Source organism: Cupriavidus sp. 291-E7, assembly GCF_057798835.1.
The window spans coordinates 39,951-56,664 of the sequence record NZ_JBYOJV010000016.1 but is presented as its reverse complement, the minus strand read 5'-3'; the positions used below and the strand labels follow the sequence as shown (position 1 = coordinate 56,664).

At 65.1% G+C, this 16,714-nt stretch carries 15 protein-coding genes; 10 read left to right on the top strand and 5 right to left on the bottom strand.

Annotation, left to right across the window (positions count from 1 at the left end; all coding sequences use genetic code 11):
* Position 1: 1 nt before the first annotated feature.
* The 8 genes from mpl to mtgA all read left to right on the top strand — a co-directional run bounded on the left by mpl (position 2) and on the right by mtgA (position 8,373).
* Positions 2-1,381, top strand: a complete 1,380-nt coding sequence (mpl, locus tag AC3FLX_RS24675; protein WP_488699946.1) for a UDP-N-acetylmuramate:L-alanyl-gamma-D-glutamyl-meso-diaminopimelate ligase — start codon at positions 2-4, stop codon at positions 1,379-1,381.
* Positions 1,382-1,399: 18 nt separating this feature from the next.
* Positions 1,400-1,999: a YqiA/YcfP family alpha/beta fold hydrolase gene (locus AC3FLX_RS24670; RefSeq protein WP_488699945.1), complete on the top strand. Its 600-nt coding sequence runs from the start codon at positions 1,400-1,402 to the stop codon at positions 1,997-1,999.
* Complete coding sequence (locus AC3FLX_RS24665) at positions 1,996-2,649, top strand: chorismate--pyruvate lyase family protein (RefSeq protein WP_488699943.1); 654 nt, start codon at positions 1,996-1,998, stop codon at positions 2,647-2,649. Before AC3FLX_RS24670 ends, AC3FLX_RS24665 begins: the two co-directional genes overlap by 4 nt.
* Positions 2,646-3,386 carry a 3-oxoacyl-ACP reductase FabG gene (gene fabG / locus AC3FLX_RS24660; RefSeq protein ID WP_488699941.1) on the top strand — a complete coding sequence of 247 codons (741 nt, stop codon included), beginning with the start codon at positions 2,646-2,648 and terminating at the stop codon, positions 3,384-3,386. Before AC3FLX_RS24665 ends, fabG begins: the two co-directional genes overlap by 4 nt.
* A gap of 150 nt (positions 3,387-3,536) precedes the next feature.
* Positions 3,537-5,657, top strand: a complete 2,121-nt coding sequence (locus tag AC3FLX_RS24655) for a ribonuclease catalytic domain-containing protein (RefSeq protein WP_488699940.1) — start codon at positions 3,537-3,539, stop codon at positions 5,655-5,657.
* A 118-nt stretch (positions 5,658-5,775) separates the two neighbouring features.
* A complete protein-coding gene (locus AC3FLX_RS24650; RefSeq protein WP_488699939.1) occupies positions 5,776-6,711 on the top strand; it encodes an energy transducer TonB family protein in 936 nt (311 codons plus the stop codon).
* The gene (gene aroE, locus AC3FLX_RS24645) at positions 6,711-7,589 is read left to right on the top strand and encodes a shikimate dehydrogenase (protein WP_488699938.1); all 879 of its coding nucleotides are present in this window, start codon (positions 6,711-6,713) and stop codon (positions 7,587-7,589) included. Before AC3FLX_RS24650 ends, aroE begins: the two co-directional genes overlap by 1 nt.
* A gap of 82 nt (positions 7,590-7,671) precedes the next feature.
* Positions 7,672-8,373 (top strand): monofunctional biosynthetic peptidoglycan transglycosylase, encoded by a 702-nt coding sequence (gene mtgA, locus AC3FLX_RS24640; protein WP_488700046.1) that lies wholly within the window; start codon positions 7,672-7,674, stop codon positions 8,371-8,373.
* Positions 8,374-8,431: 58 nt separating this feature from the next.
* Here the strand turns inward: mtgA and corA are convergent, their stop codons facing one another.
* Together corA and AC3FLX_RS24630 are read right to left on the bottom strand one after the other, a co-directional pair.
* Positions 8,432-9,394: a magnesium/cobalt transporter CorA gene (corA, locus tag AC3FLX_RS24635; RefSeq protein WP_238265553.1), complete on the bottom strand. Its 963-nt coding sequence runs from the start codon at positions 9,392-9,394 to the stop codon at positions 8,432-8,434.
* Positions 9,395-9,868: 474 nt separating this feature from the next.
* On the bottom strand, positions 9,869-10,753 hold the full coding sequence (locus AC3FLX_RS24630; RefSeq protein WP_488699937.1) for a DMT family transporter: 885 nt from the start codon (positions 10,751-10,753) through the stop codon (positions 9,869-9,871).
* Positions 10,754-10,970: 217 nt separating this feature from the next.
* Between AC3FLX_RS24630 and pyrF the strand changes: the two genes are divergently transcribed.
* Complete coding sequence (gene pyrF / locus AC3FLX_RS24625; protein ID WP_488699936.1) at positions 10,971-11,789, top strand: orotidine-5'-phosphate decarboxylase; 819 nt, start codon at positions 10,971-10,973, stop codon at positions 11,787-11,789.
* Between the two features lie 66 nt (positions 11,790-11,855).
* Here the strand turns inward: pyrF and AC3FLX_RS24620 are convergent, their stop codons facing one another.
* The 3 genes from AC3FLX_RS24620 to thiL all read right to left on the bottom strand — a co-directional run bounded on the left by AC3FLX_RS24620 (position 11,856) and on the right by thiL (position 14,079).
* Positions 11,856-12,353, bottom strand: a complete 498-nt coding sequence (locus AC3FLX_RS24620; protein WP_488699935.1) for a CinA family protein — start codon at positions 12,351-12,353, stop codon at positions 11,856-11,858.
* Between the two features lie 45 nt (positions 12,354-12,398).
* Entirely contained in the window at positions 12,399-12,980 is a 582-nt protein-coding gene (locus tag AC3FLX_RS24615) for a phosphatidylglycerophosphatase A family protein (protein WP_488699934.1), read from the bottom strand.
* Positions 12,981-13,083: 103 nt separating this feature from the next.
* The gene (thiL, locus tag AC3FLX_RS24610) at positions 13,084-14,079 is read right to left on the bottom strand and encodes a thiamine-phosphate kinase (RefSeq protein ID WP_488699933.1); all 996 of its coding nucleotides are present in this window, start codon (positions 14,077-14,079) and stop codon (positions 13,084-13,086) included.
* Between the two features lie 221 nt (positions 14,080-14,300).
* Here thiL and AC3FLX_RS24605 point away from each other — a divergent pair, with 221 nt between their 5' ends.
* The gene (locus AC3FLX_RS24605) at positions 14,301-16,625 is read left to right on the top strand and encodes an NADP-dependent malic enzyme (protein WP_488699932.1); all 2,325 of its coding nucleotides are present in this window, start codon (positions 14,301-14,303) and stop codon (positions 16,623-16,625) included.
* Positions 16,626-16,714 lie beyond the last annotated feature (89 nt).

Here is a 16,714-nt window from a genome sequence, read left to right as displayed (position 1 = left end):
CATGCATATTCACATCCTTGGCATCTGCGGTACGTTCATGGGCGGCGTTGCGGTCCTGGCGCGACAGGCGGGTCACCGCGTGACCGGTTGCGACGCCAATGTCTACCCGCCCATGAGCACCCAGCTCGAAGCCCAGGGCATCGACCTGATCGAAGGGTTCGATCCGGAGCAGCTCTCGCTCAATCCCGACCTGTACGTGATCGGCAACGTGGTGTCGCGCGGCAATCCGCTGATGGAAGCGATCCTGAACCGCAACCTGCCGTATGTGTCGGGCCCGCAATGGCTGGGCGAACACGTATTGAACGGCAAGTGGACGCTGGCCGTGGCCGGCACGCATGGCAAGACCACTACCACGTCGATGCTGGCGTGGCTGCTGGAGGATGCTGGTTACAACCCTGGATTCCTGGTGGGCGGCGTGCCGCAGAACTTTGGCATTTCGGCGCGGCTGACGGAATCGGACTTCTTTGTCATCGAAGCCGACGAGTACGACACCGCCTTCTTCGACAAGCGCAGCAAGTTCGTGCACTACCGCCCGCGCACGGCGATCCTGAACAACCTGGAATACGATCACGCTGACATCTTTCCCGATCTGGGCGCGATCGAGACCCAATTCCACCATCTGGTGCGGACGGTACCGGGTCAGGGCCGCCTGATCGTGAACGGCAACGAGCCGGCCCTGGCCCGCGTGCTGGAGCGCGGCTGCTGGAGCGAAGTGGAGCAGTTCGGCATGGGCGACTGGCGCGAAGGCGATGCCCGCACGGCCGCGCCGGCCGGCAAGGACGCCTTCGACGTGTACTTCCGCGAGGAAGTCCAGGGCACCGTGGTCTGGGACCTGCAGGGCACGCACAACCGCATGAACGCGATTGCCGCGATTGCCGCCGCGCGTCACGTGGGCGTGCCGCCGGCACAGGCCATCGAGTCACTGGGCCGCTTTGCCAACGTCAAGCGCCGCATGGAAATCCGTGGCGTGGCCAATGGCGTGACGGTCTACGACGATTTCGCGCACCATCCCACCGCCATCCAGACCACGCTCGACGGCCTGCGCCGCCGCGTGGGCGGCGCCCGCATCCTGGCCGTGCTGGAACCGCGCTCGAACACGATGAAGCTTGGCGTGATGGCCGCGCAATTGCCGGCCAGCCTGGAAGCCGCCGACCTTGTGTTCGGCTATGGCGCGCCCTCCGGCAAGGACGCGCTGGGCTGGAACCTGGGCGAGGCGCTGGCGCCGATCGGCGACAAGGCCAAGGCCTTCCAGGATCTTGGCACCCTGGTCGACGCAGTCACGGCGGCCGCCCGGCCCGGCGACCATGTGCTGGTCATGAGCAACGGCGGATTCGGTGGTGTTCACCAGAAGCTGCTCGATGCCATCGGCGCCAAGGCCTGATATCTGACAGGGAATCACATGCTGCTGTACCTGCACGGTTTCCGTTCCTCGCCGCAGTCGATGAAGTCAAGGCTCGTGCAGGAACGGATGCGCGCATGGGGCCTGGAGAAGTACTTCGCCTGCCCCACGCTCAATGTGTCGCCGTCCCAGGCGATTGCCCAGGCCGAGGCCGCCATCCGTGGCGCCAAGGCTGGCGGCGAGACCGATATCGCAATCGTCGGCTCGTCGCTCGGTGGCTTCTATGCACGCTGGCTGGCGGAGCAGCATGGCTGCCGCGCCGTGTTGCTGAACCCGGCGATCCATCCGTGGACCGATCTTGAGAAATACCTTGGCGAGCAGCCGCTCTATCACGGCGGTGGCTCGGTCGTGGTGAAGCGCGAGCATCTGGACGAACTGCTGGCGCTGCGCGTGGACAAGATCACACGGCCCGAACGCTATTACCTGCTTGCCGCCACGGGCGATGAGGTACTCGATTACCGCGAGATGGTCGAGGGCTGCCCCGGCGCGAAGATCCGCGTGATCGAAGGCAGCGATCACGGCATCAGCGAATTCGACGATTACGTCGACGAAGTACTGGCTTTCTGCGGCTATGTACCGGGCGGAAAACGCACGGTATGACGACGGCAGTGTCTGGCCTCAAGGGCCTGCGCGCCGGCTGGCACGCGCACCTGCCGTATGACGCGGCCATACCGCTGAATCAGCGGCGCTGGATCGCGGGCGAGGGTTCGCTCACGGCGCGGCTGATGTCGGCGTCTTCGCGGTTTCGTGTCGAGCGCCTGAGCCAGACACCGAAGTTGCCGTTTGCCGACGAATGGCGGGCGCTCGGGCTGATCCGGCCCGTGCCCGCCATCACGCGGGAAGTGCTGCTGATCTGCGACGATGTGCCAGCGGTCTTCGCGCACACGATCGTCGATCCGTATCGCGCGCGGCGTGACTGGCCTTTCCTTCGCGGCCTGGGCAACCGGCCGCTCGGTGGCGCGCTGTTCGTCGATCCGCGCGTGCGGCGCGAGCCGTTCCAGTTCGCGCGGCTATCCGCAAACCATCCGCTGCGCCAGGCGCTGCAGCGGGTGTTGCCGGCGTTTTCGTCGGTACCGATGCTGCCCGCGCGGCGCTCGGTATTCCGTCGCGGCGCCGGCGCCATGCTCGTGACAGAGGTCTTTCTGCCAGACCTGCTGGAGCGTGCAGCGCCTGCCAACATCGGCGCGGGCGGCACCAGACTGCCCCGCCGTATCGACACACACAGCAAGGAAGCGAGACAAGCATCATGAAATTGGAAGGTCGGGTCGCCATCATCACCGGTGCAGCCGCCGGTATCGGGTTTGCCACCGCCGAGCGCTTTGCCGCCGAAGGCGCGAAGCTGGTGCTTTGCGATGTGAATGAAGCGCGCGTGCGCGAGGCCGCTGATCGCCTGGCCGCGACGGGCGCCAACGTCGACGCGCACAAGGTCGACGTCACCAGCCGGGAGGAAGTCGACGGCATGGTGGCCGCCACGCTGGCGCGCCACGGCAGCATCGATATCCTGGTCAACAACGCTGGCATCACCAAGGACGCGCGGCTGGCCAAAATGACCGAAGCGCAGTTCGACGCCGTTATCGACGTGAACCTCAAGGGCGTGTTCCACTGCTCGCAGGCCGTGGCCGCGGTGATGACGGAGCAGGGCCGCGGAGTGATCCTGAACGCGTCGAGCGTGGTTGGCCTGTATGGCAATTTTGGCCAGACCAACTATGCGGCCAGCAAGTTTGGCGTGATCGGTTTCACGAAGACGTGGGCACGGGAGCTGGGACCCAAGGGCGTGCGCGTGAACGCGGTGTGTCCGGGGTTTGTGAACACCGAGATCCTGCAGACCGTGCCGGACAAGGTGCTCGACGGCATGAAGGACCATTGCTGGATGCGCCGGCTGGCCGAGCCATCCGAAATCGCCGCGATCTACGCGTTCCTGGCCAGCGACGACGCCAGCTACGTCAACGGCACGACGATCGAGGCCAGCGGCGGCATGTCGCTCTGATCTCCTCTGGCCCGGAGGTGGCGCCGGCACTAGGCTTTTAGCGTGGTGCGGTATCATCCCGGGTCAAATATCCGCCCGGACAGGCCGGCTTTCGCGTGCACCACTGCGCACCGCGGCGGCATGTCCCGGCACTTCTGAAAGTACCGATCCATGCAGTTGCTGTTCGAAGAAGGCGGCGAAATCCGCGCCGGCACCGTACTCACCCAACAGGGTGAGGCCTACCAGGTTGAATTGCCCGCGGGCAAGCGCACCAAGGTCAAGGCAAAGGACGTGCTGCTGCAGTTTGCCCAGCCTTCGGCAATCGAAATGGTGCGGCAAACTGGCGAGCTGACCGCCGAGATCGATCTCGACTTCCTTTGGGAATGTGCGCCGGCCGACGAATTCGGCTTCACCGAGCTGGCTGCCGAATACTACGGCGCCGATGCTGGCGCCGTGCAGCAGGCGGCACTCGCTATGGCGCTGCATGGCAACCCGGTCTATTTCCGCCGCAAGGGGCGCGGCCGCTACCTGCGCGCGCCCGAAGACCAGCTCAAGGCCGCGCTGGCCGCCGTCGAACGCAAGAAGCAGCAGCTTCTGGTGCAGGGCGAATACGAAGAACAACTCAAGGCGCTCAAGCTGCCCGACGCGTTTCGCGGAAAGGTGCTGCAGCTGCTGTTCAAGCCGGACAAGAACAGCCTCGAATACAAGGCGATGGACGCCGCCTGCACGGCGCTGGGCATGGCGCCGATGCGCCTGATGGTGGCCGTGGGCGGTGTGGAAAGCCCGCGCGCGCTGCACGAGGCCAAGTTCCTGGCCGACTGTTTCCCCAAGGGCACCGGCTTTCCTGACGTTGACGTGCCCGATCCGGCGGCCGACCTGCCGCTGGCCGATGTCGAAGCGTTTTCGATCGACGATGTCACGACCACGGAAATCGACGACGCGCTGTCGGTGACGCACACGCCCGACGGCAAGCTGCGCGTGGGTATCCACATCGCGGCGCCTGGCCTCGGTTTCCGCCGTGGCGAGCCGCTCGATGCGATCGGACGCCAGCGCCTGTCCACGGTGTACTTCCCTGGCGACAAGATCACCATGCTGCCCGACAGCGTGGTGGAACGCTACACGCTCCAGGAAGGCCGCACCTGTCCGGCACTGTCGCTCTACGTGACGGTCGACCCGAACGGCCCCGATGGCCTGACCATTACCGGCAGCGAAACGCGTGCCGAGCTGGTGCCGATTGCCGCCAACCTGCGGCATAACCTGCTCGAAGACGTGGTCACCGAGGCCGCGCTGGCCGCGGGGACCGGCGACTATCCGTTCCGCGAGGCGCTGGGCGAGCTGTTCCGGCTGGCCAACCATCTGCACGACGAGCGGCAGAAGGCGCGACTGGCCAGCGGATTGCGCCCCGAGGCGCACAACCGGGCGGATTTCAATTTCTATATCGATCCCGTCGAAGGCGGCGGCGAGCGCGTGCGCATCGAGCAGCGCCGCCGCGGGTCGCCGCTGGACAAGATCGTGGCCGAGCTGATGATCCTGGCCAACAGCACGTGGGGCAAGTTGCTGGCCGACCACGGCGTGCCGGGCATCTATCGCACGCAGAAGGCGTGGGGCATGCATCGCACGCGCATGCAGACCTACCCGGCTCCGCACGAAGGGCTGGGCGTGGCGCAATACGCGTGGAGCACGTCGCCGTTGCGCCGCTACGTCGATCTGGTCAACCAGTGGCAGATCCTGGCGGTGGCCCAGCATGGCGTCACGGCCAAGCTCGTGGCGCCGTTCAAGCCCAAGGACGCCGACCTGCTGGCGGCCGTGGCCGACTTCGAGGGCACCTACGCCGCCTACGCCGACCACCAGTCGACGATGGAGCGCTACTGGTGCCTGCGCTGGATCGCGCAGGAAGGCCGGGGCAAGCTGATGGCCACGGTGCTCAAGGACGGCGCGGTGCGCTTTGCCGAGATTCCGTTGGTGACGCGCGTGCCGGAACTGGCTCAGGCCGTGCGCGGTACGCAGGTGCTGCTGGAGATCGGGGCGACTGACGAGATTTCGCTGGAAGTTTCGTGCCGGGTGCTGGAGATCTTCGCGGGCGAGGGCGAGCTGCCGGAAGAAGAACTGGAAGGCGACAGCGACGACGAAATGTCGGAAGTTTCCGCCGAGGCGGCTGCGGAAGCGGCGGCCGAAGATGCCGCGGAAGCCGCGGCCGAGGGCGTTACCGAGCCGTCGGAAGGCCAGGCTGCCGAAGCCGCTGCCGACGATGCGTCGGCGCCACGCGACACCGGCGCCAACCCCCCCGCCTGAGTCCTTCGGTAAACCGGGCGGCTCCCGTACAATCGAAGTCTGTTCCGGCCATCCCTCTGTCGAGGGGTGGCCGGCTTTAGACCGAGCCAACCCACCGCCCCAGGTTCCAGAACCCATCGTGAACGCCGTTCTTCCTGCTTTCCGCCACACGCATCCGCGCGAATGGTGGCAATCCAGCAGCACGCTGGTCAAGGCGCTTGCCGTGTCGGTCGCCATCCATGCGGTGCTGCTGATGGTGCGCATTGCGGCGCCGGAAGTGTTCGAGATCAAGCGGTCCGATCCACAGCTCGACGTGGTGCTGGTGAATTCGAAGTCGGCGGAGAAACCGCGCAATCCCACGGTGCTGGCGCAGGCCAACCTCGATGGCGGTGGCGACCACGATGCCCAGCGCGCGACCACGCCGCTGCCGGCACAGACCGAGTCCAAGGAAGGCGACCTCGTCAAACTGACGCAGCGCCGGATCGAACAGCTCGAAGAAGAGCAGCGGCGGCTGATGACGCAGGCCCGCGAGCCCGCGCCGTCGGTGCGCAGCCAGCCGGTGAAGCCGGGCGATCAACGGAACGACTCGCCGACGCGCGGGCAGGACGAACGCACGTCCACTGACGAGATGGCCAAGCTCGAAGCGGAGATCGGCCGCAATCTCGAACAATACGCCAAGCGGCCCAAGCGCATGCAGCTGACGGCCACCAGTGCCCAAGGCGTGGACTATGCCCAGTACTACGACCGGCTGCGCCGCAAGATCGAGGTGCGTGGCACGAGCGACTTTCCGCAGAAGAATGGCAAGCCGCTCTACGGCCAGCTGATCCTGGTGATCAACGTGAACCGCCAGGGCAAGCTCGGCTACAACCGTGACGGCTACAACATCGACGCCATCGACGTGGCCAAGAGCTCGGGCGACCCCGCGCTCGATCGCCAGGCCGTGGCCATCGTCCGCGCCGCTGCGCCATTCGGAGCGTTCACGCCCGAGATGCAGTCGAAGCAGGACATCCTCGAAGTCATTTCCACTTTCAAGTTCACACGCAGCGGGCTCGACGTCCGCCTGCAAGGACGCTGATGACCGCAGAACAGCAATCGGTCGACCGCTACGTCGTGGTCGGCAACCCCGTTTCGCATAGCCGCTCGCCGGCCATTCATGCCGCGTTTTCGCGCCAGACCGGCGAAGCCGTGCATTACGACCGTCTGGAAGCACCGCTCGACGCGTTCGCGGATACCGTGCGCAAATTCCTGGCCGATGGCGGTCATGGCTTCAACGTGACCACGCCGTTCAAGCTCGATGCCTATGATCTGGCCGACCGCCTGACGCCGCGCGCGGAAGCGGCCGGCGCGGTCAACACGATGTGGATCGAGGACGGCCTGATTCATGGCGACAACACCGACGGTATCGGGCTGGTGCGCGATATCCAGGACAACCTCGACGTATTGCTCGAAGACAAACGCATCCTGGTGCTCGGCGCCGGTGGCGCGGCGATGGGTGCGATGCTGCCGCTGATCGAATGCCGCCCCGCGCGGATCGTGGTGGCCAACCGTACCGCGCAGAAAGCCAGCGACATGGTCGAAGCGTTCGTGGAAGCGGCTGACCAGTATGGCGTGGAGCTGTGGGCTGGTGGCCTCGACGCGCTGAGCGCGCTGTCCGATGACGAGGGCTGCGACGTCGTCATCAATGCATCGGCCAGCAGCCTGCAGGGCGAACTGCCGCCGGTGCCGGACTACCTGCTGGGCGAAGGCGTGCTGGCCTACGACATGATGTACGGGGCCAGGCCGACCGTATTCCTGGCCTATGCCGCGAAGTGCGGCGCGCGTACGTCCGACGGGCTTGGCATGCTGGTGGAGCAGGCCGCCGAGGCGTTCTACAACTGGCGCGGCGTGCGACCGAGCACCGCGCCGGTGCTGGCCGAGCTGCGCGCCGCGCTGCAGGCTGAAGCGGCCCGCTAACCAGCGCGCAGCGGCCTTGGCACGCCAGCGAACCGCCGCCGCGCGCGCACCGGAAAGAGCATCCGGCGGCGCGGCCAATCCGCTGCGCTGGATCGGCTATCTGGGGGAATGCCTGGTCATCGGCGTGCTGGTGCTGCAGGTCTATTTCTTCCTGCAGATTGCGGCCTGGCAATACCTGAATCCGTCTTCCACATCGTTCATGCGCGCCGAGCGCTGGCGGCTGTGCGGCTTCAATTTCTGGAGCTGTTCGGTCGACCGCAAATGGGTGGGCTACGACGAGATCTCGCGCAATCTCAAGCGCGCGGTGATTGCCAGCGAAGACGCTGATTTCGTCAACCATCCCGGCTATGAACTCGACGCGATGCTCGATGCCTGGGAGCGCAACAAGAAGCGCGGCCACATTGTGCGCGGCGGTTCCACGATCACGCAGCAACTGGCCAAGAACCTGTTCCTGTCCTCGGAGCAATACTACGTGCGCAAGGGCCAGGAGCTGGCCATCACGTGGATGCTTGAGTTCTGGCTGGACAAGCAGCGGATCTTCGAGATCTACCTGAACTCGGTGGAGTGGGGCGAGGGCGTGTTTGGTATCGAGGCCGCGGCCCAGCACTATTTCCACACATCGGCCGCGAAACTGACGGTGGGCCAGGCCGCCCGGCTGGCTGCTGCACTGCCGGCGCCGAAGTGCTTCGACAAGAAGGAATACTGCGCCAATGTGCGCGTGAACTTCCGCGTCAAGGCATCGATCATCGCCCGGCGCATGGGCGCGGCGACGCTCCCGGACTAGGGATGCGGATGGTTGTCTCCCCCTCTCACGTTTGCGGGAGAGGGAGACAGGATGAGCGTCAGCTCAACCAGCCCTTTCTTCTGAAATACACCAGCGGAATCGCCGCCGACACGGCCATCAGGGCGATCGCCCACGGATAGCCGACGGCCCAGTCCAGTTCCGGCATGAGCTTGAAGTTCATGCCGTAGATGCTGGCGATCAGCGTCGGCGGCATCAGCGCCACCGACACCACCGAGAACAGTTTGATGATCTTGTTCTGGTTGATGTTGATGAAACCGACCGTCGCGTCCATCAGGAAGTTGATCTTGTCGAACAGGAACGCGGTGTGGTTCTCGATCGAATCGATGTCGCGCAGGATCTGCCGCGCCTCATCCTGCTGCTCGGCCGACAGTAGCTGGCTGCGCATCAGGAACGATACCGCGCGGCGCGTATCCATGACGTTGCGGCGGATGCGGCCGTTCAAGTCTTCCTCGCGCGCGATGGTTTCCAGCACATCGGCCGCGGCGGCATCGGTCACGTTCTCGGCCAGCACCCGGCGGCTGGCTTCTTCCAGGCGTTCGTAGATTTCCTCGATCGAATCGGCCGAATACTCGGCGTCGGTCGCGTAGAGGTCCATCAGCACGTCCTTGGCGTTGCGTACCGAGCCGGGGCGCATCCGCGCGCGCAGCCGTACCAGCCGGAACACGGGCAGGTCCTCGTCGTGGATCGAGAACAGGACGTCGCGCGTGAGCACGAATGCAACGCGCACGTTGCGGGACGCTTCATCCTCCGCCAGCAGAAAATCGGTGCGGATGTGAATGTTCTCGTCCTCGCCTTCGAAATAGCGGGCCGATGCCTCAAGGTCACCGAGGTCTTCCAGTTCCGGAAGGACCACGCCATAGGCTTCCTTGATCCACGCCAATTCCTCGTCGTCGGGACTGACGACGTCGATCCAGATGGGCTTGTGCTGCAGCAGCTCGTTGCGCTCGTCGACCTGCTCCTGGGCAAGCCGACCTTTCTGCAGGACGAACAGATTGATCATCCCTTGGATTCCTTGTTACTGATTGCGCTGGTCGGAGACACGCGCAGGCAAGGCATCGCCAGCAAAGCGACCATGAGGCGGCCGGCAAGCGTGATCGCGCTGCCTGCGCGCGGCGGAAGCCGCGTCCGTGGCAAGGCGATGACGTTTGCCTGTTGCCTGTATCTGGCTGGCAAGCCGGGGGAGGGAAGATCCGCAGCGTGACGCGGCAGTCGGAAGACGGCCACGGGGGAAACGGAAAGACACACTCACCCGCAGGTGTCTGCGGGCAAGTACGGCGACGAGCAGGGCAATGGCCCCGCGCGGATCGGCGTTACGCAGCCCGCAGTGACATGGCATCCGGCGATGACGCAGCGTGGCTGCAACAACCCGAACACCCGATGCTACTGCCCACGTAGTTTCTCCGGGATTCTGATGGCCGCGAGTGTAATCCAACGGGAGGGGGCTTGTTAAGTGAAATCTCTGCGCCCGTGTTGCTCACAGGCGCCGGCGCAGCAGCGGGGCCAGCATGACGGATGACAACGCCGCAAACATCAACACGATGGCTGCGTAGTCCTGCCAGTGCGGCGTTTCGCCCAGCAGCCACATGCCCGAGAACACGCCCACCACCGGAATGAACATGATCGACAGGCTGGACACCACGGGCGGCAGGCTGCGCGCCAGCGCAAACCAGACCAGGTGGCAGTAGGCGAAGACCACCACCGCGTTGTAGGCGATGGCGCCCCATTCGATGGCGGTGGGCATGCGCCAGCCGGTTTCGAACAGCAGCGTGCCGATGGCCAGGAAGGGGAGCGTGATGGCCAGCATCCAGAAGGTCAGCGCGCCGATTGGCACGTCGATCTGCGTGCGCTTCATCAACTGGGTGCCGAACCCCCATCCCGCGGCGGCCACCAGCATCAGCAGCGTGCCGGCGGGGCTGCCGGTCAACGCGGCAATCTCGCCGGACAGCAGCAGGACCGTGCCGGTCAGCGCGCAGGCAATGCCGATCCACGCCGATAGCGCGATGCGCTCCCGAAAGATCAGCAGGCCCCAGACCACGGCCCAGATCGGCATGGTGTAGCCAAGGATGGCCGCGCGGCCCGACGACAGCAACTTGACCGCGCAGATCGCGAACAGGTGCCAGATCACCATGTTCGGAATCGCCAGCTTGACGACGGTGCTCCAGGCCTGGCGCGGTACCCGCAGCGATTCTCCGCGCACCTTCAGCGCCAGCCCCAGTGCCACCAGCCCTCCGGCCATGCAAAGCAGCCGGAATCCCATTGCCGGGAAATGCGCGACGCCGATTTTCATTACCGGCCAGTTCAGGCCCCAGGCGATGGTCAGGATGACAAGCAGGATGAGACCGCGGCGGTCGAGTTGCATGGATCGGAGAGACGGCGACGTGGTTGTCGCTCTTTTAAGCGGAAGCTCCAGACAATATCACGCCAACGGGTAGAATGCCGCCGACGCCATAATGCTGCGCCGCGGGATGCCCTATCCGGCCCGCCGCAAGCCAACCGGCCGGTGTCCACCCGCGTTATGCTGTGAAGACTGTCGAACATGGGCGGGCCGCCGGCCTTACCCGATTACCGAGCATCCCATGACCTTTACCGAGCTGCTGACCAGTGCCTGGCAGCGAAACGATTCCCTGCTGTGCGTCGGGCTCGATCCTGATCCCGCCAAGCTGCCGCTGTCGATGACCGGTACCGGTGGCGCGATTTTTTCGTTCTGCCGCGAAATCGTCGATGCCACGGCTGATCTGGTCTGCGCCTTCAAGCCGCAGATTGCCTATTTCCATTCCCAGCGCGCCGAAGACCAGCTCGAGCAGCTGATCGAATACATCCACGACGCGCACCCGGGGATCCCCGTGATTCTCGATGCCAAGCGTGGCGACATCGGCTCCACCGCCGAGCACTACGCGGTCGAGGCCTTCGACCGCTACAAGGCCGACGCCGTGACCGTGAGCCCGTACATGGGCTTTGATTCGATGTCGCCGTACCTGGCGCATGCGGGCAAGGGTGTCATCGTGCTGTGCCGCACGTCGAACCCGGGCGGGTCGGATGTGCAGTTTCTGCAGGTCGATGGCAAGCCGTTGTACCAGGTGGTGGCCGAGGCCGCGCGCGAGCGCTGGAATACCAATGGCCAGATGGGCCTGGTGGTGGGCGCGACGTTCCCCAACGAGATTGCCAAGGTGCGCCAGATCGTCGGCGACATGCCACTGCTGATTCCGGGCATCGGCGCCCAGGGCGGTGATATCGAGGCTACCGTGAAGGCTGGCCGCACGGCCGACGGCACGGGCATGATGATCAATTCCTCGCGCGCCATCCTGTACGCCAGCGGCGACAAGGACTTTGCGGCGGCAGCCCGCAATGTGGCACTGCAGACGCGGGAGACGATCAACCGTTATCGCCACGGTTGATGCGTTGACTGGCCGAAGGGTTGCTTCCCTATCCCATGAAAATGCGGGAGGGAAGCAAGGCCAGAGTTATTCCTCGTTCCGGATCAGCTCGATCAGGCCGCGCATCGCATGCTCGGCGGCCTGGCGGCGGATCTGGGCCCGGTCGCCCTTGAAGCGCTGGGTTTCCGTGCGCGTGGTGATGCGGTTGCTCCAGCCAAAGCAGACCATGCCCACCGGCTTGTCCGGGGTGCCGCCATTCGGCCCCGCCACGCCCGTGATCGACAGCGACACCTGTGCGCGGCTGTTCAGCAGGGCACCCTCGGCCATTGCGTGAGCCACTTCCTCGCTGACCGCACCGTGGTCACGGATCAACTTGGCGGGCACGCCAATCATCGTCGTCTTGGCTTCATTCGAGTAGGTCACGAAGCCGCGCTCGAACCAGCCTGACGATCCCGATACATCGGTAATGGCCGCCGCGACGAGTCCGCCCGTGCACGATTCCGCGGTGGCGAGCATGAGCGAACGCTCCGCAAGGGCGACTCCGGCCTGGATGGCAAGCTGGTCAAGCAGGCGGCTGACGGACATGGCGGCGATTCCCTGGGTTCCTGGTGCAGAAAGGTCGCGTGGGGCTCAGAACGAGCGCCACAGGGCAAAGACGAGCAGCGTATAGAACGCCGCGAAGATATCGTCGAACATCACGCCAAAGGCGCCGGTGAACCCCGGACCCTTGAGCGTGCGATCGTAGTAGCGAATCGGCGCCGGCTTGGCGATATCGAACAGACGGAACCACAGGAAGGCCGCGAACTGGCCCCAGAAGCCGGTTGGCGTGACAAAGACCAGCACCAGCCAGAAAGCGACCACTTCGTCCCAGACCATGCTGCCGTGGTCGTACACGCCCATGTCACGCGCGGTACGCAGGCAGGCCCAGATACCGATCACGAACCCGGCCGCGATGATCCACAGCCAGGTGGTCGGCTCGATCCACATCGAGATCACGACAAACGACAGCCAGCCGTAGAGCGTGCCGACGGTGCCCGGGCCGACCGGCGACAGGCCGGAGCCGAACCCGAGCGCGATCAGCCGGGCCGGATGGCCAAGCATGAAGCGGGCGGTCGGTCGTGTGACGCTGGACGTCTGGCCGGCTTCCAGCGTGACAGGCTCGGCAGAATTGGCGGGGTCGCGCGGCGCGGCCCCGGGGGGATAAGCGGACATCAAGAACCTGGCTCGATTTTTCTAGTGATATATGGCGCGCAAGACGACAGCTCTCCCTGTTGCGCGCATGCCTGGCATCATGACACGGCTGACGGGCAGTGTGTCACGCTGCGGTGAAATGATCGAAGGACGTGCCCGAAAACGTGAAGGGGTCGCCGTGACGGTCCACGATACGCAGGCCGGCCTCCGGAGTGATGGAGCCGACACGTGTGAGTGGCAGTCCCAGCTGATGGCTGATGGCGGCGATGGCTTCGCGGTTACCCGCCGGCGCGGTGAAGCACAGCTCGTAATCGTCGCCGCCGGCCAGTACGCATTCGCGCTGCCGATCGAGCGGTTGCGCGCCGAGCACTTCGGAGCGGGGGAGGGCATCGACATCGACGATCGCACCCACGGATGACCTGGCCAGGATATGGCCGAGGTCACCGATCAGCCCATCCGATACGTCCAGTGCAGCATGCGCCACGCCTCGCAGCGCCATTCCCAGCGCCACGCGCGGCGTTGGGGTGTCCATACGTGGACGGATCAGCGTGAAATCGGGTTCGGGCAGCAGCCATTCGCCGCGGCAATCGCCCAGCGCCAGACGGGCATCGCCGAGGGTGCCCGAGATCCAGATGTCGTCGCCGGGCCGTGCGGCATCGCGCCGCAGCGCCTGGCGGGGCGGCACATCGCCAAACACCGTCAGCGACAACGTCAGCGGCCCCTTGGTGGTATCTCCGCCGATCAGCTCGCAACCGTGGTTGTCGGCCAGCGCCAGCATGCCGCCGGCAAAGGCTTCGAGCCAGGCCGGATCGGCTTCCGGCAGCGCCAGCGCCAGCGTGAACGCGCGTGGTTCGGCCCCCATCGCCGCCAAGTCCGACAGGTTCACGGCCAGCGCCTTGTGGCCCAGCGAGCGCGGCGGCACATCCGGAAAGAAATGGCGGCCGCTGACCAGCATATCGGTGCTGATCGCCAGCTGATGGCCCGGCCGTGCGTCAATCAGCGCACAGTCGTCGCCCACCCCGAGCGCGGCCTTGTGCACCGGGCGCGTGAAGAAGCGGCGAATCAGGTCGAATTCGGAAAGGGAAGCTGCGGTGGGATTTGGCATCGAGGTGGGGGGCATACCGGCTGGTCAAGCCCTTCGGCATGCGGCATATTGTACCGAAACGCAAAGGTGCCCCGCGCAAAACGCCCATTGTGAAATAGTTTTTCACAATATAAAATGCGCCATTCTTAAGCTTACAAGCCTAAGCGCCTATAAAGCGGAGACAGCGGGTTCGTGGAGCCGGCCCGTGCTCATCCCCAGCGTTATTCATGCGGCTCCACTGATCGGAAGATGCGCAGATGACAAGCCCTCAGCAGTCCCCGTCCCAAGACGATCTGAAACAGCAGCAGCGTGAGGCGCTGCGCAAGGCCGCACTCGAGTACCACGAGTTTCCGACCCCCGGTAAGATCTCCGTCACCCCGACCAAGCCGCTGTCGAACCAGCGCGACCTGGCGCTGGCCTATTCGCCGGGCGTGGCCGCTGCGTGTGAGGAAATCGTTGCCGACCAGGCCAACTCGTTCCGCTACACCGCGCGTGGCAACCTCGTGGCCGTGATCACGAACGGCACCGCCGTTCTGGGCCTGGGCGACATCGGCGCCGCTGCGTCGAAGCCTGTCATGGAAGGCAAGGCCGGTCTGTTCAAGAAGTTCGCCGGCATCGACGTGTTCGACATCGAGGTCGACGAAAAGGACCCCGAGAAGCTGGTGGACATCATCGCGTCGCTGGAGCCGACGTTCGGTGGTATCAACCTCGAAGACATCAAGGCGCCGGAATGTTTCTACGTTGAGCGCAAGCTGCGCGAGCGGATGAAGATTCCCGTCTTCCACGATGACCAGCACGGTACCGCCATCGTGGTGGGCGCGGCGGTCATCAACGGCCTGAAGGTCGTGGGCAAGGAAATCTCCAAGGTGAAGCTGGTGGCCTCCGGCGCCGGTGCGGCCGCGCTGGCCTGCCTGGACCTGCTCGTCGACATGGGCCTGCCCATCGAGAACATCTGGGTGACGGACCTCGCCGGTGTGGTCTACGAAGGCCGTACCGAGCTGATGGACCCCGAAAAGGCGCGCTTCCAGCAAAAGACCGACAAGCGCAAGCTGGCCGAAGTCATCGACGGTGCCGACATCTTCCTGGGCCTGTCCGCCGCGGGCGTGCTGAAGCCCGAGATGGTGCAGAAGATGGCCGAGAAGCCGCTGGTGCTGGCGCTGGCCAACCCGAATCCGGAAATCATGCCGGAACTGGCCAAGGAAGTGCGTCCGGACGCCGTGATCGCCACGGGCCGTACCGACTATCCAAACCAGGTCAACAACGTTCTCTGCTTCCCGTTCATCTTCCGTGGCGCGCTGGATTGCGGCGCCACCACGATCACGCGTGAAATGGAAATCGCCGCCGCCAACGCCGTGGCGGACTTGGCGCGTCAGGAACAAAGCGATATCGTGGCGTCGGCCTACGGCATCCAGGACCTGTCGTTTGGCCCCGAATACCTGATTCCGAAACCGTTCGACCCGCGCCTGATCGTCAAGATTGCGCCGGCCGTGGCGGAAGCCGCCGCCAAGGCGGGTGTGGCAGCGCGTCCGATCGAGGACATGGACGCGTACCGCTTGCAGCTGCAACAGTTTGTCTACCACTCGGGCACGCTGATGAAGCCGATCTATGCGGCTGCGCGCAAGGTGGACATGGAAAAGAAGCGCATCGTCTTTGCCGAAGGCGAAGAAGAGCGCGTGCTGCGTGCCGTGCAGGTGATCGTCGACGAGAAGCTGGCCAACCCGATCCTGATCGGTCGCCCGGCAGTGCTGTCGCACCGCATCGAACGCTTCGGCCTGCGCCTGCGCATGGGTGTGGACTTCACCGTGGTGAACCCCGAGCACGACGAGCGCTTCCGCGACTACTCGGACGCGTACTACCGCATGATGGCCCGCGAAGGCGTGACGCAGCAGTACGCCAAGCTGGAAATGCGCCGCCGCACCACGCTGATCGGCGCGATGCTGGTCAAGAAGGGCGAAGCCGACGGCATGATCTGCGGCACGGTCAGCACCACGGCCGCGCACCTGCGCTACATCGACCAGGTGCTGGGTGGCACGAACACCGTGTACGCCGCCATGAACGGCCTGGTCCTGCCGGGCCGCCAGATCTTCCTGGTGGACACGCACGTCAACGTGGACCCGACCGCCGAGGAACTGGCCGAGATCACGATCATGGCCGCCGAGGAACTGAAGCGCTTTGGTATCGAGCCGAAGATCGGCCTGCTGTCGCATTCGAACTTCGGCACGTCGGAAGCACCGTCGGCCCGCAAGATGCGCGATACGCTGCAGATCCTGCGCGAGCGCGCGCCGGAACTGGAAGTGGATGGCGAAATGCACGGCGACAGCGCGCTGGACGAAAAGCTGCGCGATTCGCTGGTGCCGGACGGCTCGCTGAAGGGTGAAGCCAATCTGCTGGTCTGCCCGAACATCGACGCGGCCAACATTTCGTACAACCTGCTCAAGGTGGCGGCCGGCAACAATGTGGCCATCGGCCCGATCCTGCTGGGCGTGAAGGCGCCGGTGCACATCCTGACGCCGTCGGCCACGGTGCGCCGCATCGTCAACATGACCGCACTGGTGGTGGTGGACGCCGCGGCCAAGGCCTGATCGGCGGGTTTCACCGGCGGCTGTTTCGGGCCGCCGGAGCCAAGTGGTGCAAGAGCCGGGTTCGCCCGGCTTTTTCATGTCCGTGTCAA